Raw genomic sequence first — 18,923 nt, 5'->3', positions numbered from 1 at the left:
CCGAACACACCCAACTGGAGCCGACGATGAAAGTGATGATCCGCAAAGACAGCAAGGGCGTGCTCAGCGCCTATGTGCCCAAGAAGGATCTGGAGGAACCCATCGTCTCGATGGTCAACCCCGGCATGTGGGGCGGCCTGGTGACCCTGGCCAACGGCTGGCAGCTGGACCTGCCGGCGATGGCGGCCGACACGCCGCTGCCGATCACGGTCGAGGCTCGCAAGCTGGCCACGAACGAAGAAGACTGATCTTTCCAAGGAGCAACACCATGGGCCTGTCTGGCGAACAACTGGATTCCGCGCGCGAGGTGGTGGGCTATGCGCCGACCATCCGCGACGCCGCCACCATCCTGCGCGGCCGCTACCCCGGCGTGCGCGCCATCGTGGTGGACGAGATGGACATGCGCGACGAGACCCCGGCGCTGCGTCTGGGCCACCGCAACGTCTACCTCGCCGCCACCGACGGCCACTGCTGGCACGTGACGCAGAGCGCCGACGAGGCGTCTGCCCTCATCCTCACCCAACACTGACCGGGGCCGCCATGGACATCGAGACCATTGCGCTGTGTGAGTCCTCCATCAGCGGGCAGGGTGTGTCGCTGGTCGAGGCGGTGCTCGAATCGGGCCGCTGGGGCGACGGGCCGATGCTCGAATCCTTCGAGCAGGCCTTTGCGCAGTGGGTCGGCCGCCGGCACGCGGTGGCGGTGGGCAGCGGCACGCTGGGCACCTGGATCACCCTGCGGGCGATGGGCATCGGCCCGGGCGACGAGGTGGTCTGCGCCTCGCACACCTGGCACCAGGTGGCGCAGGCGATCACGCTGGCGGGCGCGACGCCGGTGTTCGCCGACATCAACTACTGGAGCGGCTGCCTGAGCCCCGAGAAAGCGGCGCTCAAGATCACGCCCGCCACCAAGGCCATCCTCGCCGGCAACACCAACGGCCACCCGGCCGCCTGGAAGCCGCTGCGCGAACTGGCGGACGCGCACGGCCTCAAGCTGATCGAAGACAGCACCGAAGCGCTGGGCTCGCGCTACCTGGGCCGCAACGTCGGCAGCTTCGGCGACGTGTCGGTGTTCGACTTCTCCATGCCCTCGGCCCTGTGCACGGGGGAGGGCGGCATGCTGCTGACCGACGACGAGGCGCTGGCCATCGAGCTGCGCTACCTGCGCCAGCGCCGCCTGTCCGACCGCGCCTCGGTCTCCATCGGTTCGCGCGTGCCGCTGCAGGCCGGCATGAGCGAGCTGACCGCCGCGCTGGGCCTGGCGCAACTGAGCGACCTCGACGAGCGGCTGCTGCAGCGCAAACGGGTCGAGGCCTGGTACCACGCCGAGATGCAGAGCTTCGAAGGCGTCAAGCCGCCCTACCTGGCCGAGGACGTGGACGAGGTGCACTGGATGCTGTACGTGGTGCACCTGGGCCACCGGTTCACCGCCAGCGCGCGCGCCCAGATGATCGACGACATGAAGTCCTGTGGCGTCGAGACCGCGGCCTACAGCCACCCGTTGCACCAGCAGTTCTTCTACATGAACGCGGCCGGCGCGGTGGGTCAGCGGCGCGGCGCACTGCCCGACACCGACCGCATCGGCGCACGAGCGCTGGCGCTGCCCCTGCACGCCGGCCTGGACGCCGACCAGGTCAAGTACATCGTCAAGACGCTCAAGGACACCGCCACGAATGTGGGCGCTGGCGCAGCCATTTACCTCTGAAGGAGCACCTCCATGTCCGACCCCACCGATGGCCTGATCGCCGACATCGCCCGCCAGCTCGACGCCGGCCGCGTCATCCCCTACCTGGGCTCCGGCATGCTGTCGCTGTGCGACGACGTGGCCGTGCCCGCGACGCCAGGCGCCCTGGTGGCGGTGATGACCGCCAAGGTCAGCGTGCCGCACAAGATCCGCGCCAAGCTCACGCAGGCCGCGCAGTTCATCGAGAACTTCAAGCACCGCAAGTCGGTGGTGATGATCATGGACGAGGCCTATGCCAGCGTGCCCACGCCGTCGCCGCTGCACCGTGCGCTGGCCGCCAGCGGCGCCACGCTGTGGGTGGACACCTGGTACGACGACACCATGCTCGCCGCGCTCAAGGCCGCGCGGCCGCAGGGCGGCTGGCACCAGCTGCAGGGCCTGTCGCAGTCCGAACATTTCGGACAGTGGACGGCCGACTACGACGCCGAAGGCCATGTGGCCGACATGCCGGCCAACGACGCGACGCCGCTGCTCTACCGCCCCATCGGAGGCCGCAGCCCGGCCAGCAACTACCTCGTCTCCGACAGCGACTACGTCGAGGTGCTGACCGAGATCGACATCCAGACCCCCATTCCCGCGGTGGTGCAGGAGCGGCGCAAGGGCAGGGGCTTCCTGTTCCTGGGCTGCCGCTTCGACGACCAGCTCACCCGCAGCTTCGCGCGCCAGATCATGAAGCGCTCCAGCGACGCCCACTGGGCCGTGCTGCCCGACGAACCCACGCGCATGGAGGCGCGCTTCCTCGAAGAGCAGGGCATCACCCGCATTCCCATGTCGCTGGCCGACTTCGCGGCCCAGCTCACCGACGCGCTGCAGACCGAGGCCGCCTGAGATTTGCTCCATCCCTTTGTTGTCCCACGAACCTCAGAGAAAACCATGACCACACTGACCGTTCTCCCCTCTGGCAAGACCTACGACGTCGCCGCCGGCACGACCATCATGAAAGCCCTGCTCGCCGCGGGCGAGAGCATCGCCCAGAAGTGCGGCGGCAACGCCAGTTGCGGCTCCTGCCACATCTTTGTGACCGAAGGTCGCAAGAGCATCTCGCGCATCCAGAAGCAGGAAAACGAAAAGCTCGACACGCTGGTGGGCATCGGCTCCAAGTCGCGCCTGGCCTGCCAGGCCGTGCTGGGTGAAGAGCCGGTCACGGTCGAGTTGTTGACGTTTGTCTGAGCGCCCCATGGCCGAGGTGCACGTCCTGCGCCCCGCCACGGTGTGGGACGTGGTGATCGTCGGGGCTGGCCTTTGTGGGCTGGCGCTGGCACACCGGCTGACTGCACGCGGGCAGCGCGTGTGTCTGCTCGAAGCGCGTGAGCGCATCGGCGGCCGCGTGCTGACGCAGACCTGCGCAACCACCGGCCAGCCGCTGGACCTGGGCCCCTCGTGGTTCTGGCCGGAGACCGAGCCGCACATGGTGGCGCTGCTCCGGTCACTCGGGCTGGAGAGCGTGCCGCAACACGACCCTGGTGATGCGCTCTGGCTGGTCGACCCCAACCGGCAGCCAGAGCGGCGCATGGAAGCCGGTGGCGTACACGCCGGCGCGCACCGCATCGCGGGCGGCAGTGCGTCGCTGGTCGAGGTGCTGTTGGCCGCCTTGCCCGGGGGCAGCGTGCTCACCGGCTCGGCGCTGATCGGCCTGCGCGACCACGGCGAATCCGTCGAGCTGCTGCGCAGCGGCGGCCCGGCCTTGCGCGCACGCCGCGTGGTGCTGGCGCTGCCGCCGCGGCTGGTGCAGGAGCGCATCGCCTTCGACCCGCCCTTGTCGGCCGCGCTGGACGAAGCATTGAAAGACACGCCCACCTGGATGGCGGCGCAGGCCAAGGCGCTGGTGTCGTTCGCCACCCCGTTCTGGCGCGCGGCCGGCCATTCGGGCAACGCCTTTGTGCGGCACCCACAGGCGGTGCTGGGCGAGGTGTTTGACCAAAGCCGCGGACCTGCGGGTGCGCTCGGCGGTTTCGTGGCGCTCGACGCGTCGCAGCGCGAACACTTCCGGGTCGGCCTGCCGCTGCTGGTGGAAAGCCAGCTGGCGCAGCTCTACGGCATCGAGGCGCAGGCCGGGCAGCTCATGTTGCAGGACTGGGCGCAGGAGCGCTGGACCTGCAGCGACGCCGACCGGGCCGAACCACCCGCCTGGCCGCAGGCCGACCCGCTGCTGCGCCGCTGCCACTGGGGCGGGCGCCTGTGGTTCGGCGGCACCGAAACCGCCACCCACGGCGCCGGCCACATGGAAGGCGCGCTGGCGTCTGCCGACCGCCTCGCGCATGCGCTACTGGCCCCGGCAACGGCCGTTGCGCAGACCAGCGATCCGACGAGCGCCGTCGCGGAGTTCAGCAGCGGCGTGCAGCGCTTGCGCGCCCTGGCGGGCGGCCGCTACAGGCAGCAGCTGGTGCGTCTGCTGTCGGCCCAGCAGAACGAGCAGCTCACGCAGCGCGCGCTGCTCGCCGCGGCCGACCAGACCTACAGCGAGGCGCTGGCCCAGCTCGACGCCTTCGCGCCGTGGGCCGGCAGTGCGCACACCAAGCAGGGTCGCCACTCGCTGACGCCCGCACTGCTCAAGGCCTTCGACGGCTGGAACAAGGCGCTGCTGGACGACGCGCTGGCGCACAACGCCACCTCGTGCGCACTGTCCAACTTCCCGCAGGACCACCGGCCCGACACCGAACTTCTGCGCACCATCACGCGCGATCTCGCCGCTGCCTGGCGCGAGTTCGCGCTGGAACTCAACGCGCGCCTGGTCGCCGCGCCGGCCGAACGGGAGCGTGCATGAACCGCATCGCCTCCAGTGCCCTGCTCAACCTGATCGAACAGACCGGGCTGGACGTGGCCACGCTGGCCGAAGGCCTGGACGAGGCCGACCTGCGCCGCTCGCGCCTGACCCGCGCCGAGCTGCTGCGCCACCTGCGTGTGCTGGCCCGCGGGGCCATCGGTGTGCCGCCCTCGGTGCGGGAAGACATGCCCGAGCTCTACTGGGAAGGCTGGCGCCTGCTCGCGCTGCGGCTGCAGGCCGAGACCGGCGAAGACCTCGATGAGGCGATCTGGTTCGCCATCCACTCGGTCGTGCCGGCCACGCTGCTGTGGCTGCGCGTGTACCGCCAGAGTCAGCCTCAACTCTTCTCAATGACCTCGGTCTGAGGGCTGGCCCGCCCTTTGCAAAGCACCCTGCATCGCCGCCGAAAACACCGCGTTGTGTAGCTAAGCACACAACGAGACCCAAACCGGCGGACCGTTGTGTAGCCATCCATACAAAGACCAACCCGATGTTCAAAGGAGCCTGTCATGTTCCATACGTTGTACAGAGCGGAACACAGCGCCTGCCACGGCCAGCGTCCCCGGCGTGTGGCCTGGACGGCAGAACTGCCGCCGGATCTCATCGGCGTGGTGGTGCCGCCGGTGCGCTTCGACATCGCGCAGGACCACCTCATCGTGGCCGACCGCAGCCTGGGCCTGGACGCGCAGGGCCAGGCCTGCTTCTGCGCTTTCCGCCATGTGCAGACCGCGCTGCGTTCGGACGACGACGAGTTCTTCTACGAGGCGCCGGTCCGCATCGAGACGGTGACCGCCTGGCGCCTGCCCGACCGGCGCTGGATCACCAGCCGCAAGGTCGTGCAGGAAGGCTGTTCGGTCGCGGCGGTGCCGCAGCTGTCGCTGAGCCGGGGGATGCCGCGATGAACGCCGACCTGCCCGACTACCTGCGGGCCAGCGCACTGGACCGCCAGGCCTGGCTGTTCGCCTTCATGCGATCGCTCGACGGCTCCGACCTCTCCGATCACGAACGCAAGGCCTGCTGGAGCTGGGCCGAACGCTGGTCGCTGTGCATGAGCGCGCAGCCCACCGACCGCGCACCGCGTTACCCCTACGAATGGGTGCTGCGCCAGGTGCGGCACCCGGCGTTCGGCGGTTGCCGCTGAGTGAGAACGCGATGCGCTCAGACCGGCACGCCGACCACGACCTGACCCGCCTTGAAGAGGGCCACCGCCGGTTCGCCGGGCTTGAGGCCCAGCGCCGAGACGGCTTCGTTGGTGACGATGGCATCGACCTTGGAGCCGCCGGTCAGCGTGAGCGTGACCTGGCTGTTGATGGCGCCCGCGTGGATGCTGCTGACCGTGCCGCTGATCTGGTTGCGCGCGCTGAAGCGGTACTCGGGCGTGCCGCTCATGAGGATGACCGACGGTGCCTTGACCACCGCCACGGCCGCGCTGCCCACCTTCAGGCCCAGGGCCTTGACGCTGGTGCCGGTGAGCGTGGCCACGATGCTGTCGCCGCCGGCGGTGGTGACCACCACTTCGGCGTGGATCGGGCCTTCCTGGATGGACGCGACCGAACCCTTGAATACATTGCGTGCGCTGACGGCCATGGGGAGCTTCCTTTCATGCTGGGCTGGACGCCCGAAGTGGTGATGGACGGCAGTCTGTTCGAAGGCGTTCGGTGGTTTCAAGCACAGCGCAGCACTTGGGCGCGCTGCGTCAGCCTGCTGACAGCCCGGAGGCGCGCCGCATGAGCACCGCATCTCCCGTGCTCACCGGCCGGCTGGTCATCGACACCGACCTGGGCAGCTTCCTGGGCGACAAGCGCATCCGCCTGTTGGAGGCGATTGCCCGGCACGGCTCCATCCTGCAGGCGGCCAAGGCCGTTCCCATGGCCTACAAGGCCGCGTGGGACGCGGTGGACGACATGAACAACGTCGCGTCCGAGCCGCTGGTGCTGCGCGTGACCGGCGGACGCCACGGCGGTGGCACCGAGCTGACCGACTACGGCCGCCGCCTGATCGCCTTCTACCGCGCGCTGGAGCAGGAGTCGCAGGCCGCGCTGGCGCGCCTGACCGAACGGCTCACCCAGGCCGGGGCCCCCGATGTCGCCGAGTTCCGGCAGGTGCTGAGGAAGCTGTCCATGAAGACCAGTGCGCGCAACCAGTTCGGCGGTCCGATCGTCGCCATCCGCTCCGGCCCGGTGGAAAGCGAGGTCACGCTGCGCCTGGGCCCGTCGCTGGCGCTGGCCGCCATCGTCACCAACGAATCGGTGCAGAACCTGGGCCTGGCCGAAGGCCGCGACGTGCTGGCTTTCGTCAAGGCCTCGTCCATCGTGCTCCTGGTGGGCAGCGACGACACGCGGGTCTCGGCACGCAACCGCTTCCGCGGCGAGGTGCTGCAGATCCACCACGGCCCGGTCAACACCGAGGTGACCCTGGCCCTGCCGGGCAGCCACCACGTGCTGACCGCCGTGGTCACCGACCAGAGCGTGCAGCGCCTGGGCCTGGCCGAAGGCCAGCCGGTGACCGCCATCTTCAAGGCCTCCAGCGTGTTCCTGGTCGCCACCGACTGATCCCTCTTGTTTGAAAGCACCTCATCAAAGTCGCCATCGCCACCCACAAGGACTGGACCCAGGTCAGCGGCCACGCCGGCCAGACCCGCGAATGGCTGCTGTTCGATTGCCGGCCCGACGCGCCGCTGCCCGAACCGCAGCGCATCGCGCTCAGCAAAGAACAGCTGCCGCACCACTTCAAGGACCACGGTCCGCACCCGCTGCACGGTGTGCAGATGCTGATCGCCGGCAGCGCGGGCGACGGCTTCCTGCGCCACATGAAGGGCTGGGGCGCCGAGGTGCTGCTGACCGGCGAGACCGACCCGCGCGCCGCGCTGCAGAAGGTGCTGGCCGGCGAGGCCCTGCCCGACACCCGCTTCGACGTCACCACCGCGCTGTGCAAGGTGCGCGACCTGTTTTCCCGCCATTGAGTTTTCTTTCATCCACAGGAGTGCTGCCATGACCCCCAAGACCCTTGTTGCTTCCCTTTTCTCTGGCCTGCTGCTGGCCACCACGGCCGCGCGCGCCGACGAGGTGCCGGTGGCCGTGGCCGCCAACTTCACCGCGCCCTTCAACAAGATCGCGCCCGAGTTCGAGAAAGAGACCGGGCACAAGCTCGTGGCCTCGTTCGGCTCAACCGGCAAGTTCTACGCGCAGATCAAAAACGGCGCACCCTTCGAGGTGCTGCTGGCCGCCGATGACGAAACCCCGATCAAACTGGTGAAGGAAAACGCCGCCGTGGCCGGCAGCCCTTACAGCTACGCCATCGGCAAGCTGGTGCTGTGGTCGGCCAAGCCGGGGGTGGTGGACGACAAGGGCGCCGTGCTCAAGGGCGCTGCCTTCGAGCGCATCGCCATCGCCGACCCCAAGCTCGCGCCCTATGGCGCTGCAGGGGTGGAGGCCATGAAGAAGCTCGGTGTGTACGACGCGCTCACGCCCAAGCTGGTGACCGGCGAAACCATCGCGCAGGCCTACCAGTTCGTGGCCAGCGGCAACGCGCAGCTGGGCTTTGTGGCGCTGTCGCAGGTGCTCAAGGACGGCAAGATCGAAGGCTCGGCCTGGATCGTGCCGGCCGATATGTACACCACCATCCGCCAGGACGCGGTGCTGCTGAATGCCGGCCAGGGCAAGCCCGGCCCGGTGGCCTTGCTCAAGTACCTGCAAAGCGCCAAGGCACAGGCGGTGATCAAGTCCTACGGCTACGAACTGGCGAAGTGACGGACCGGGTGAGCGACATGCCGACCCTGGGCGACGAGGAGCTGTACCGCCTGCTGCAGGATGACGCGCCCTGCGGCGACCTGACGACCGAGAGCCTGGTCATCGGCACAGCCGCCGCCCGGCTGGACTGCAGCGCGCGCGGGGCCATGGTGGTCTGCGGCGTGGAAGAGGCCGCGCGCCTGTTCGAACTCGCGGGTGCCCGGACCATCTGGCGGGTGGACTCGGGCAGCGCGCTGGACGCGGGCGAGCGCCTGCTGGTGGCCGAAGGCACAGCTGCGCAGTTGCACCGCGCCTGGAAGACCGCGCAGACCCTGGTCGAATGGGCCAGCGGCATCAGCACGGTTGCGGCGGCCATCGTGGCGCAGGCCGGCGGTGTGGCCGTGGCCTGCACGCGCAAGAACGTGCCGGGCACCAAGGCGCTGTCGGTGAAAGCGGTCAAGGCCGGCGGCGCGGTGATGCACCGGCTCGGCCTGTCCGAAACGCTGCTGGTGTTCGCCGAGCACCGGCTGTTCCTGGACGAAGCACCCGTGCTGACGGTGGCGCGGCTGCACCGCAACCAGCCCGAGAAGAAGATCGTGGTCGAGGTCAGCGACGTGGCCGAGGCGCAGCTCTGGGCGCAAGCCGGTGCCGACGTGCTGCAGCTGGAGAAGTTCAGCCCCGCTGCCTTGGGCGAATGCCGCGCCGCCATCGGCGCACTGCCCGACCGGCCCCTGCTGGCCGCCGCCGGTGGCGTGCGGGCCGACAACGCCGCCGCCTACGTGGCCGCGGGTGCCGACCTGCTGGTCACCTCCGCCCCGTTCACCGCGCCGCCGCGCGACGTGCAGGTGGACTTCATCCGCCGCTGAGGAGCCGCCAATGCTGTCGCCCCAGGACCTCGCCGCCGTCTGGCTCACCGTCCAGCTGGCGGCACTCACGACCGTGCTGCTGCTGTTGCTCGGCACACCCGTGGCCTGGTGGCTGGCGCGCACGCGCTCGCCTCTCAAAGGCCTGATCGGTTCGGTGGTGACGCTGCCGCTGGTACTGCCCCCCGCCGTGCTGGGCTTCTACCTGCTGGTGCTCATGGGGCCAAACGGCCCGGTCGGCCGGCTCACGCAGGCGCTGGGCCTGGGCCTGCTGCCCTTCACCTTTGCGGGGCTGGTCGTGGCTTCGTGCCTGTACTCCATGCCCTTCGTGGTGCAGCCGCTGCAGCAGGCCTTTGCCGCAATCGGTCGCGCACCCATGGAAGCGGCTGCCACCTTGCGCGCCTCGCCGTGGGACGCGTTCTTCACCGTCGCGCTGCCGCTGGCGCGGCCGGGGCTGCTCACCGCCACGGTGCTGGGCTTTGCGCACACCGTGGGCGAATTCGGCGTGGTGCTCATGATCGGCGGCAACATCCCGGGCCAGACGCAGGTGCTGTCCATGGCCATCTACAACCACGTGGAGGCGATGGACTACACCAACGCCCACTGGCTGGCCGGCGGCATGCTGGTGTTTTCGTTCGCGGTGCTGCTGGCGCTCAACAGCCTGCAGGGAAAGCGCCGCACATGACCCTGGACATCCGCTTCCGCCAGGACTTCCCCGGCTTCACGCTCGACGTGGATCTGCAGCTGCCCGGCCAGGGCGTCACCGCGCTGTTCGGTCCCTCGGGCTGCGGCAAGTCCACGCTGCTGCGCTGCATCGCCGGGCTGAACGCCGCGCAGGGCGGGCGCTGCGTGGTCAACGGCGCCGTCTGGCAGGACGGCGCCACCAGCCTGCCCACGCACCGCCGACCGCTGGGCTACGTGTTCCAGGAGCCGGCGCTGTTCGCGCACCTGAGCGTGCAGGCCAACCTGGACTACGGCCGCCGCCGTGCGGGCGACGCCGGGCAGCGCGTGGCGCGCGAACGCGCCATCGAACTGCTGGGCATCGGTCACCTGCTGCAGCGGCGCACCGACGGCCTGTCGGGCGGCGAGCGCCAGCGCATTGCCATCGCGCGCGCGCTGCTCACCGGTCCGCAGCTGCTGCTGATGGACGAGCCCATGGCCGCGCTGGACCTGGCGCGCAAGCAAGAGCTGATGCCCTACCTGGAGCGGCTCACGCACGAGCTGGACATCCCCGTGGTCTATGTGAGCCACGCGCCCGACGAGGTGGCGCGGCTGGCCCACCACATCGTCGCCATGGAAGCGGGCCGTGCGGTGGCCGCCGGCCCGCTGGCCGAAGTGCTCTCGCGCGTGGACCTGCCCATCCGCCTGGGCGAGGACGCGGGCGTGGTGCTCGACGGCGTGGTGGTGGAGCGCGATGTGCAGTGGCACCTGGCGCGCATCGCCTTCCCGGGCGGCTGCCTGTGGGTGCGCGACGGGGGGCACGACAAGGGCACGTCGGTGCGTATCCGCATCCTGGCGCGCGACGTGAGTCTGGCGCTGTCCCCGTCGGCCGACACCAGCCTGCTCAACAGCCTGCCGGTGGTGGTAGATGCGCTGGGCGACGAGAGCCACCCGGCGCTGGCGCTGTGCCGCCTGAAGGTAGGCCGCGGTTCTTCGTCATTGCTCGCGCGGCTGACGCGGCGTTCGGCCGCCGCACTGAACCTGCAGCCCGGTCAGTCGGTGTGGGCGCAGATCAAGGCGGTGGCTTTGATCGGCTGATCAGGTCGCCGCTCCCCAAGGGGAGAACTGGTTCTTTCGCACCATGGCATCCATATTGCATCACAACTTGTATCCAAGATGGAATGAATCAATATGGTGCAAGACCGCGACCCATCCGCTGCCTGGCTTTACCGGGCGACCCAGCCCGTTCAGCCTACGGTGGCTGCCGGGGCTTTGGGCGGGCTGAGCTTCGCGGTCAAGGACAACATCGACGTGGCCGGCTGGCCCACCACCGCCGCCTGCCCGGCGTTTGCCTACACCGCCACCGCCCATGCCACGGTGGTGCAGAGGCTGCTCGATGCTGGTGCGTCGCTGCATGGCAAGACCAACCTCGACCAGTTCGCCTGCGGCCTGAACGGCACGCGCTCGCCGTATGGCGCGGTGCCCAGCGCCATCAACCCGCTGTATGTGTCGGGCGGTTCCAGCTCGGGGTCTGCCTATGTGGTGGCCACTGGCCAGGTGGACTTCGCATTGGGCACCGACACCGCCGGCTCGGGCCGTGTGCCGGCGGGGTTGAACAACATCGTGGGGCTCAAGCCCTCGCGCGGGCTCATCAGCGCCAAGGGCGTGGTGCCCGCTGCGCAGGCGGTGGACTGCGTGTCCATCTTCGCCACCACCGTGGCGCGCGCTGCGCAGGTGCTGGCCGCCGCGCTGGGGCACGACGCGGCAGACCCGTATTCGCGCACGCTGCATCTGGCCAGCGCGCCTTTCGGTTCGCGCTTTCGCTTCGGTCTGCCGGCCGCGCCCGAGTTCTTTGGTGACGAGGCGGCGCGCGCGGCTTTTGACGAGGCGGTTCAGCGCCTGAAGGACCTGGGCGGCGAGGCCGTGGCCGTCGACTTCGGCGTGTTCACCGCATGCGCCGACATGCTCTACGGCAGCGCGCTGGTGGCCCAGCGTTACGAAGCCATCCGCGGTTTCTTCGACGCGCACGAGGCCGAAGTGATGGAGCCAGTGCGCAGCATCGTGGGCGCCGGCCGAAACTACAGTGCGGCGGATCTGGTGGCGGCACAGACCCGCCTGGCGGCCCTGGCCCAGCAGGCCGAGCCGCTGTGGCGTGGCATCGACCTGATGGTGGTGCCGACCGCGCCCACACACCCCACCATCGAAGCGATGCTCGCCGATCCGGTGGTGCTCAACCGCCAGCTCGGCGCCTACACCAACTTCGTCAACCTGCTGGACTACGCGGCGCTGTCGGTGCCCAGCAGCTTCCGCCCCGATGGGCTACCTTTCGGCATCACCCTGATCGGCCGCTGTGGCAGCGACTGGCAGCTGGCCGAGCTGGGCCAGCGCTACCACCACGCCACCGGTCTGACCCAGGGCGCCACCGGCCGGCCGCTGCCCGAGCCGCAGCCCATCGCGGGCCTGACCCAGGCCGCGCCGCCGCGGGTGCGCGTCGCCGTGGTCGGGGCCCACCTCTCCGGCATGCCGCTCAATGGCCAGCTCACCGAGCGCGGTGCCACGCTGGTCAGCCGCACCCACACCGCGCCGGTCTACCGCCTCTACGCGCTGCCCGACACCACGCCGCCCAAGCCGGGTCTGCTGCGCGTGGCACCAGGGGAGGGCGGGCGCATCGAGATCGAGGTGTGGGAGATGCCGCTCTCCGAATACGGAGGCTTTGTCGCGCTCGTGCCCGCGCCGCTGTCCATCGGCAGCCTGCAGCTGGCCGATGGCGGCAGCGTGCAAGGCTTCCTGTGCGAGCCCCTGGCGCTGCAGGGCGCGGCCGACATCACCCACCTGGGTGGCTGGCGCGCGTACCTGGCCTCCACCTCGCCGACCCAGATCGCTTTTCCCTGAACCCGCAGGAGTCTCGACATGACGCAACACCAGTGGAGAGAAAGACCGGCCAGCTTGCAGCGTGGAGCAGGGCGATGACCGACGCCCAGACCCTGGCCTATGTGCAGGCCGCCGCGGTGGTGGTGGGCTTGCCGCTGGACGGCGAGCAGATCGCGCGTGTGGCGGTGCACCTGCAGCGCACGGCCGGGCTGGCGGCCACGCTGGAGGAGATCCCGCTGGACCCGCACGACGAGCCTGCCGAGCTGTTCTGCCCGGCGCCGTTCCACCCCGCTCGGTGAGCCGCGCCATGTCCACGCTTTCACTTTCACAGACCGTGCAGGCCGTCGCCAGCGGCGAGCGCAGTGCCGCCGATGTGCTGGAGGCCTGCATCGCCCGCATCGAGGCCACCGAGGACCGCATCAACGCCTTCACCGGCACGCGCTTCGACGCCGCCCGCGCCCAGGCGGAACAGGTGGACGCCCGGCGCGCGCGCGGCGAACCGCTGGGACCACTGGCCGGTGTGCCGTTCGCGGTGAAGAACCTGTTCGACATCGCCGGCGAGGTGACGCTGGCCGGCTCCAGGGTCAACCGGACCAACCCGTCCGCCGCCGACGACGCAGTGCTGGTGCAGCGCCTGCAGGCCGCCGGCGCGGTGCTGGTGGGCTCGCTCAACATGGACGAGTTCGCCTACGGCTTCACGACCGAAAACACGCACTACGGCCCCACCCGAAACCCGCACAAGCTGGACTGCACGGCCGGCGGGTCCTCAGGCGGTTCGGGCGCGGCGGTGGCCGCGGGCCAGGTGCCGCTCACGCTGGGGTCGGACACCAACGGCTCGATCCGTGTGCCCTCGTCGTTCTGCGGCATCTGGGGCCTCAAGCCCACCTTCGGGCGGCTCTCGCGGCGCGGCAGCTTCCCCTTCGTGCACAGCATCGACCACCTCGGCCCCTTCGCCGACGATCTGCCCGGCCTGGCCCTGGCCTACGACGCGCTGCAAGGCCCCGACCCGCTGGACCCGGGCTGCTTCGCGACGGCGGTGCAGCCCACCACCGGCTCACTAGCCCAGGGGGTGGAGGGCTTGCGCGTGGGCGTGCTCGGTGGTTACTTCGACGCGATGGCCACACCGGCCGCGCGCGAGGCCGTGGCCCTGGCGGCCGACGCGCTGGGTGCCCACACCTCGGTGCAGCACGGCATCGAATGGCCCGACGCGGCCGCTGCGCGTGCAGCGGCCTTCATCGTCAGCGCCAGCGAGGGCGGGCAGCTGCACCTGGAGACCCTGCGCACGCGGGCCAATGAACACGAGCCGCTGTCGGTGGACCGCCTCATCTCGGGCGCGCTGCAACCGGCGGCCTGGTACGTGCGCGCGCAGCGCTTCCGCCGCGCCTACCGCGACAAGGTCAACGCCCTGTTCCGCGACTGGGACGTGCTGATCGCACCCGCCACCCCGGTGGCCGCGCCCGCCATCGGCAGCGAATGGATTCACATCAACGGCCAGCGCTTGCCGTGCCGTCCTTCCATCGGGCTGCTCACGCAGCCGGTGTCGTTCTCCGGCTGCCCGGTGGTGGCCGCGCCCCTGTGGCCTGGCGGAACCGGCGGCCTGCCCATCGGTGTGCAACTCATCGCCGCACCCTGGCGCGAAGACCTGGCGCTGCGCGCCGGCTGGACGTTGGCGCAGTCGGGCGTGGCCCGTGTGAAGGAGACCTCCCTGTGATCATCAATGAGCCCGATGTGTTGGCCGAAGTGACGGCTGTGTTCGAGCGCTACGAAGCCGCGCTGGTGAGCAACGACGTGGCCGTGCTCGACGAACTGTTCTGGGACAGCCCGCACACGCTGCGCTACGGCGCCACTGAAAACCTCTACGGCTACGACGCCATTCGCGCCTTCCGCGCCAGCCGCCCCTCGGCCGGGCTGGCGCGCACGCTGGGCAAGACCGTCATCACCACCTACGGCCGCGACTTCGCCACCGCCAATACCGAGTTCTTCCGCACCGGCAGTGACCGCACCGGCCGGCAGAGCCAGACCTGGCTGCGCACGGCCGACGGCTGGCGCGTGGTCGCCGCCCACGTGAGCCTGCTCACCTGAACCCTTCATCCCATTTCCCGCCCAACCACCCCACCAGGAGCCTTTCCATGAGCCACTTCATCTCCAGTCGCCGCGATTCGATCAAGACCCTGGCCGCGCTCGGCGCGGCGGCCAGCAGCCCCTTCGCCTTCGCGCAGAAACCCATCACCGTGGGTGTGATCTACGTGGGCCCGCGCGACGACTACGGCTACAACCAGGCCCAGGCCGAAGCCGCGGCCATGCTCAAGAAGATGCCGGGCGTGATGGTGGTGGAAGAGGAGAACGTGCCCGAGACCGCCACCGTGCAGCGCACGATGACCGGCATGATCGCGCAGGACGGCGCGAGCCTGGTCTTCCCCACATCCTTCGGCTACTTCGACCCGCACATGCTGGCGGTGGCCGCCAAGTTCCCCGATGTGCGCTTCGCTCACTGCGGCGGCATGTGGACCGAAGGCAAGCACCCCAAGAACACGGCCAGCTTCTTCGGCTACATCGACGAGTGCCAGTACCTCAACGGCGTCATCGCCGGGCACATGAGCAAGAGCAAGAAGATCGGCTTCATCGCCGCCAAGCCGATCCCGCAGGTGCTGCGCAACATCAACGCCTTCACTATGGGCGCGCGCTCGGTCGACCCGAAGATCACCTGCAGCGTGATCTTCACCGGCGACTGGTCGATGCCGGTCAAGGAGGCCGAGGCCACCAACAGCCTGGCCGACCAGGGCGTGGACGTGTTCACCATGCACGTGGACGGCCCCAAGGTGATCGTGGAGACCGCCGCCAAGCGCGGCAAGATGGTCTGCGGCTACCACGCCAGCCAGGCCAAGCTCGCGCCCCAAGCCTACCTCACCGGTGCCGAATGGAACTGGCTCACCGCCTACACCGCCTTCATCGAGGCGGCGCGCAGCGGCAAGCCGCACCCCAACTTCGTGCGCGGCGGGCTCAAGGACGGCTTCGTGAAGATGTCGGCCTACGGCCCTGCGGTCACCGATGCGGCCAAGAAGCAGGCCGACGGCGTGAAGGCACAGATGATGGCCGGCAGCTTCGACATCTTCAAGGGCCCGCTCAAGGACAACAAGGGCGCCACCATCATCCCGGCGGGCAAGGCGTTCAAGCAGACCGACCTGGAGCTGGAGAAGATGAACTACCTGGTCGAAGGTGTGAACGGTTCCGTCTGAAGGTTCCGTGGCCATGCGCAACGTTCTCCTTCCCGTCGGCGCCATCGGCTTGGCCCTGCTGCTGTTCGGCCTCATCGTCTCGTTCGCGGGGGTGAGCCCGGTCGAGGTCTGGGTGCTGCTGTTCAAGGGGGCCTTCGGCGACTGGTACTCGTGGCAGAACACGCTGCAGCGCGCCGCGCCGCTGATGCTGACGGCGCTGTGCGTGGCCATCCCGGCGCGCGCCGGTCTGGTGGTGATCGGCGGCGAGGGCGCGCTGGTGCTGGGTGGCCTGGCCTGCGCCGCGCTGGCGCAGTCGGTGCCGCTGCCCACCAGCGTCGCCGGCACGGTGGTGGTGTGCCTGGCCGGCGCGCTCGCGGGTGCGCTGTGGGTGGCGCTGGCTGGCTGGCTGCGCCAGTACCGGGGCATCAACGAAGCCATCAGCAGCCTGCTGCTGGCCTACGTGGCCATCGGTCTGTTCAAGCACCTGGTGGAGGGGCCGCTGCGCGACCCCGCCAGCCTCAACAAGCCTTCGACGCCCGCACTCGACGAGGGCCTGCTCATCGGCACCATCGCCGGCTCCGACGTGCACTGGGGCCTGGTGATCGGGGTGGTGGTGTGCCTGGTCGCAGGCCTGTGGCTGCGCCTCACGCCCTCGGGTTTTGCGGTGCGCGTGGTCGGCGGCAACCCGCGCGCAGCCCAGCTGGTGGGCCTGCCCGCCACGCGGCTGGTGGTGCTGGCCTGCGCGCTCGGCGGGGCGGCCGGTGGGCTGGCCGGTGCCATCGAGGTCGCCGCCGTGCACACCAGCGCCAACGCCGCGCTGATCGCGGGCTACGGCTACGCCGGCATCCTGGTGTCGTTCATGGCGCGGCACCACCCGGTGGCGGTGATCCCGGTGGCCATCCTGTTCGGTGGCTTCGGGGCCGCCGGCAGCCTGCTGCAGCGCCGCCTGGGCCTGCCCGACGCCTCGGTGCTGCTGCTGCAGGGCATTGCCTTCGTGCTGATCCTGGCCAGCGAAGCGCTGCGCGACACCGACTGGAAAGCCTGGTTCGCCAAGCTTGCCCGCGTCCCGTCGGATGGGCCGGCGCCACAAGGAGAGAAGGCATGACCGCAGACCAGTTGATCATCTTCCTCTCCGGCATCGTCGGCGGCGCACTGCGCGTGGGCGTGCCCTTCCTGTTCGTGAGCCTGGGCGAGTGTCTGACCGAAAAGTCGGGCCGCATCAACCTGGGCCTCGAAGGCGTGCTGGTGCTTTCGGCCATGACGGCTTTCGGGGCTTCGTACCTGAGCGGCTCGCCCTGGGTGGGTGTGATGGCCGGGGCCGTGGCAGGCGCGCTGCTGGCCACGCTGCACGGCCTGCTGTGCTCGCTGCCGCGGGTCAACGATGTGGCCACCGGCATCGCGCTGATGCTGCTCGGCATGGGCCTGGCCTTCTACCTCGGCAAGCCGCTGATCCAGCCGCAGGCGCCGCAACTGCTCGCGCTGTCGCTGGGTGGCTGGAGCGACTCGCCCGCCGTGCGCTCGGCGCTGGAAGTCAATGCGCTGCTGCCGCTGGGGCTGTTGCTGGCGGTGGTCATGTGGTGGGCCTTTGCCAACACGCGCCTGGGCCTGCTGGTGCGCCTGGCCGGCGACTCGGCCAACGCCACGCGCGCGCTGGGCTATTCGGTCTCGGGCATCCGCATCGCTGCCACCGCGGCGGGCGGCCTGATCGCTGGCCTCGGCGGCGCCTCGCTCACGCTGTTCTACCCCGGCAGCTGGAACGAAGGCATCTCCAGCGGGCAGGGCCTGATCGCCGTGGCGCTGGTGATCTTCGCGCGCTGGAGCCCGCTGCGCTGCGTGGGTGCGGCCCTGCTGTTCGGCGGCGCCGGCGCCATCGGCCCGGCGCTGCAGTCGGTCGGCATCGGCTGGGGCTACCACCTCTTCAACATCGTTCCCTATGTGCTCACGCTGCTGATCCTGGTGCTCACCTGCCGACCCGGTGTGGTGGTGCCGGGCAGCCCGGGCGAACTGTCCTCAACACGCTAGGAGAAACACCATGAGCGGACTCGGCGGTCTCAACAAATCGAAGCACGGCGTGGTCGTGGGCCTGGTGCAGCTGCAATTGCCGGTGGTCGAGACGCCTGCGCAGCTGGCGGCGCAGACCCGGCGCATCTGCGAGCTGGTGGGCAAGGCGCGGCGCAACCAGGGCACTATGGACCTGGTGGTGTTCCCGGAATACGCGCTGCACGGCCTGTCCATGAGCACGGCGCCCGAGCTGATGGTCTCGCTCGACGGCCCGGAGGTGGCGGCCTTCAAGCAGGCCTGCGTGGACCACCGCATCTGGGGCTGCTTCTCCATCATGGAGGCCAACCCCGGCGGCAACCCGTACAACAGCGGCCTCATCATCGACGACACCGGCGCCATCCGCCTCTACTACCGCAAGCTGCACCCCTGGGTGCCGGTGGAGCCCTGGGAACCCGGCAACCTGGGCGTGCCGGTGTGCGACGGCCCGAATGGCAGCAAGCTCTCGCTGATCATCTGCCACGACGGCATGTTCCCCGAGATGGCGCGCGAGGCGGCCTACAAGGGCGCAGAGATCATCCTGCGCACCGCCGGCTACACCGCGCCCATCCGCCACGCCTGGAAGATCACCAACCAGGCCAACGCCTTCCAGAACCTGGCCATCACCGCCAGCGTGTGCCTGTGCGGCAGCGACGGCACGTTCGATTCCATGGGCGAGGGCATGTTCTGCAGCTTCGACGGCACGGTGATCGCCGAAGGCGGCGGGCGGGTCGACGAAATCATCACCGCCGAACTGCGGCCCGACCTGGTGCGCGAGGCGCGCCAGGGCTGGGGTGTGGAGAACAACATCTACCAGCTCTACCACCGCGGCTACGTGGCGGTGAAGGGCGGGGCGCAAGACTGCCCCTACACCTACATGCACGACATGGCCGCCGGCACCTACCAGCTGCCCTGGAAGGTGGACGTGACCGACGGCACGCCCTGCGGGTTCGATGCGCCCACACGCTCGTACCAAGGCCCGGAGCCGCACCCTCTGGTGCCGGATGCGGCGGTGGTCACCCTGAAGAAGGTGGCCTGAACC

General features: G+C 69.7%; 24 protein-coding genes. 23 read left to right on the top strand and 1 reads right to left on the bottom strand.

The genetic code is table 11. From position 1 onward, the window contains the following. Positions 1 to 26 precede the first annotated feature (26 nt). The 9 genes from nifT (at position 27) to HFL01S_RS09340 (ending at position 5,648) form a co-directional block, all read left to right on the top strand. On the top strand, positions 27 to 248 hold the full coding sequence (gene nifT / locus HFL01S_RS09380; protein WP_066257712.1) for a putative nitrogen fixation protein NifT: 222 nt from the start codon (positions 27 to 29) through the stop codon (positions 246 to 248). Between the two features lie 20 nt (positions 249 to 268). After that, entirely contained in the window at positions 269 to 529 is a 261-nt protein-coding gene (locus HFL01S_RS09375; protein ID WP_066257710.1) for a hypothetical protein, read from the top strand. A gap of 11 nt (positions 530 to 540) precedes the next feature. After that, positions 541 to 1,704 carry a DegT/DnrJ/EryC1/StrS family aminotransferase gene (locus HFL01S_RS09370; protein WP_066257708.1) on the top strand — a complete coding sequence of 388 codons (1,164 nt, stop codon included), beginning with the start codon at positions 541 to 543 and terminating at the stop codon, positions 1,702 to 1,704. A gap of 12 nt (positions 1,705 to 1,716) precedes the next feature. Beyond that, on the top strand, positions 1,717 to 2,571 hold the full coding sequence (locus HFL01S_RS09365; RefSeq protein ID WP_066257706.1) for an SIR2 family NAD-dependent protein deacylase: 855 nt from the start codon (positions 1,717 to 1,719) through the stop codon (positions 2,569 to 2,571). 45 nt (positions 2,572 to 2,616) lie between these two features. Beyond that, on the top strand, positions 2,617 to 2,913 hold the full coding sequence (locus HFL01S_RS09360) for a 2Fe-2S iron-sulfur cluster-binding protein (protein ID WP_066257704.1): 297 nt from the start codon (positions 2,617 to 2,619) through the stop codon (positions 2,911 to 2,913). 7 nt (positions 2,914 to 2,920) lie between these two features. Continuing rightward, on the top strand, positions 2,921 to 4,507 hold the full coding sequence (locus HFL01S_RS09355) for a flavin monoamine oxidase family protein (RefSeq protein WP_066257702.1): 1,587 nt from the start codon (positions 2,921 to 2,923) through the stop codon (positions 4,505 to 4,507). Beyond that, positions 4,504 to 4,872, top strand: a complete 369-nt coding sequence (locus HFL01S_RS09350) for a hypothetical protein (RefSeq protein WP_066257699.1) — start codon at positions 4,504 to 4,506, stop codon at positions 4,870 to 4,872. Before HFL01S_RS09355 ends, HFL01S_RS09350 begins: the two co-directional genes overlap by 4 nt. A 144-nt stretch (positions 4,873 to 5,016) precedes the next feature. Further along, a complete protein-coding gene (locus HFL01S_RS09345; RefSeq protein ID WP_157538817.1) occupies positions 5,017 to 5,409 on the top strand; it encodes a hypothetical protein in 393 nt (130 codons plus the stop codon). After that, the gene (locus HFL01S_RS09340; protein WP_066257697.1) at positions 5,406 to 5,648 is read left to right on the top strand and encodes a hypothetical protein; all 243 of its coding nucleotides are present in this window, start codon (positions 5,406 to 5,408) and stop codon (positions 5,646 to 5,648) included. Before HFL01S_RS09345 ends, HFL01S_RS09340 begins: the two co-directional genes overlap by 4 nt. Before the next feature lie 17 nt (positions 5,649 to 5,665). On the opposite strand, the gene HFL01S_RS09335 is transcribed toward HFL01S_RS09340, so the two are convergent. Then, positions 5,666 to 6,094 (bottom strand): TOBE domain-containing protein, encoded by a 429-nt coding sequence (locus HFL01S_RS09335; protein ID WP_066257695.1) that lies wholly within the window; start codon positions 6,092 to 6,094, stop codon positions 5,666 to 5,668. Positions 6,095 to 6,234: 140 nt separating this feature from the next. Between HFL01S_RS09335 and HFL01S_RS09330 the strand changes: the two genes are divergently transcribed. The 14 genes from HFL01S_RS09330 (at position 6,235) to HFL01S_RS09265 (ending at position 18,920) form a co-directional block, all read left to right on the top strand. Beyond that, positions 6,235 to 7,059, top strand: a complete 825-nt coding sequence (locus tag HFL01S_RS09330) for a TOBE domain-containing protein (RefSeq protein ID WP_066257693.1) — start codon at positions 6,235 to 6,237, stop codon at positions 7,057 to 7,059. A gap of 23 nt (positions 7,060 to 7,082) precedes the next feature. Next, on the top strand, positions 7,083 to 7,469 hold the full coding sequence (locus HFL01S_RS26020; protein WP_066257691.1) for a NifB/NifX family molybdenum-iron cluster-binding protein: 387 nt from the start codon (positions 7,083 to 7,085) through the stop codon (positions 7,467 to 7,469). Positions 7,470 to 7,497: 28 nt separating this feature from the next. After that, the gene (modA, locus tag HFL01S_RS09320; RefSeq protein ID WP_066257689.1) at positions 7,498 to 8,256 is read left to right on the top strand and encodes a molybdate ABC transporter substrate-binding protein; all 759 of its coding nucleotides are present in this window, start codon (positions 7,498 to 7,500) and stop codon (positions 8,254 to 8,256) included. Between the two features lie 17 nt (positions 8,257 to 8,273). Beyond that, positions 8,274 to 9,101, top strand: a complete 828-nt coding sequence (modD, locus tag HFL01S_RS09315) for a ModD protein (RefSeq protein WP_066257747.1) — start codon at positions 8,274 to 8,276, stop codon at positions 9,099 to 9,101. A 10-nt stretch (positions 9,102 to 9,111) separates the two neighbouring features. Next, on the top strand, positions 9,112 to 9,783 hold the full coding sequence (gene modB / locus HFL01S_RS09310) for a molybdate ABC transporter permease subunit (RefSeq protein ID WP_066257687.1): 672 nt from the start codon (positions 9,112 to 9,114) through the stop codon (positions 9,781 to 9,783). Continuing rightward, positions 9,780 to 10,856, top strand: coding sequence for a molybdenum ABC transporter ATP-binding protein (gene modC / locus HFL01S_RS09305; RefSeq protein ID WP_066257685.1), 1,077 nt, complete (start codon positions 9,780 to 9,782; stop codon positions 10,854 to 10,856). Before modB ends, modC begins: the two co-directional genes overlap by 4 nt. A gap of 93 nt (positions 10,857 to 10,949) precedes the next feature. Further along, a complete protein-coding gene (atzF, locus tag HFL01S_RS09300; RefSeq protein WP_066257683.1) occupies positions 10,950 to 12,650 on the top strand; it encodes an allophanate hydrolase in 1,701 nt (566 codons plus the stop codon). A 74-nt stretch (positions 12,651 to 12,724) separates the two neighbouring features. After that, positions 12,725 to 12,928 (top strand): DUF4089 domain-containing protein, encoded by a 204-nt coding sequence (locus HFL01S_RS09295; RefSeq protein ID WP_066257681.1) that lies wholly within the window; start codon positions 12,725 to 12,727, stop codon positions 12,926 to 12,928. An 8-nt stretch (positions 12,929 to 12,936) separates the two neighbouring features. Then, positions 12,937 to 14,340, top strand: a complete 1,404-nt coding sequence (locus HFL01S_RS09290; protein WP_066257679.1) for an AtzE family amidohydrolase — start codon at positions 12,937 to 12,939, stop codon at positions 14,338 to 14,340. Then, a complete protein-coding gene (gene hpxZ, locus HFL01S_RS09285) occupies positions 14,337 to 14,711 on the top strand; it encodes an oxalurate catabolism protein HpxZ (RefSeq protein WP_066257677.1) in 375 nt (124 codons plus the stop codon). The genes HFL01S_RS09290 and hpxZ overlap by 4 nt, the downstream gene beginning before the upstream one ends. Before the next feature lie 47 nt (positions 14,712 to 14,758). Further along, entirely contained in the window at positions 14,759 to 15,865 is a 1,107-nt protein-coding gene (locus HFL01S_RS09280; protein WP_066257675.1) for a BMP family ABC transporter substrate-binding protein, read from the top strand. A gap of 13 nt (positions 15,866 to 15,878) precedes the next feature. Then, a complete protein-coding gene (locus HFL01S_RS09275) occupies positions 15,879 to 16,949 on the top strand; it encodes an ABC transporter permease (protein WP_066257746.1) in 1,071 nt (356 codons plus the stop codon). Continuing rightward, positions 16,946 to 17,866, top strand: a complete 921-nt coding sequence (locus HFL01S_RS09270) for an ABC transporter permease (RefSeq protein ID WP_066257673.1) — start codon at positions 16,946 to 16,948, stop codon at positions 17,864 to 17,866. Before HFL01S_RS09275 ends, HFL01S_RS09270 begins: the two co-directional genes overlap by 4 nt. 10 nt (positions 17,867 to 17,876) lie before the next feature. Beyond that, the gene (locus tag HFL01S_RS09265) at positions 17,877 to 18,920 is read left to right on the top strand and encodes a formamidase (RefSeq protein ID WP_066257668.1); all 1,044 of its coding nucleotides are present in this window, start codon (positions 17,877 to 17,879) and stop codon (positions 18,918 to 18,920) included. Positions 18,921 to 18,923 lie beyond the last annotated feature (3 nt).

Source organism: Hydrogenophaga flava NBRC 102514 (assembly GCF_001571145.1).
Taxonomy (GTDB): domain Bacteria; phylum Pseudomonadota; class Gammaproteobacteria; order Burkholderiales; family Burkholderiaceae_C; genus Hydrogenophaga; species Hydrogenophaga flava.
Note: the sequence above shows the minus strand (reverse complement) of the source record. Positions and strands in the feature narration are given on the sequence as shown.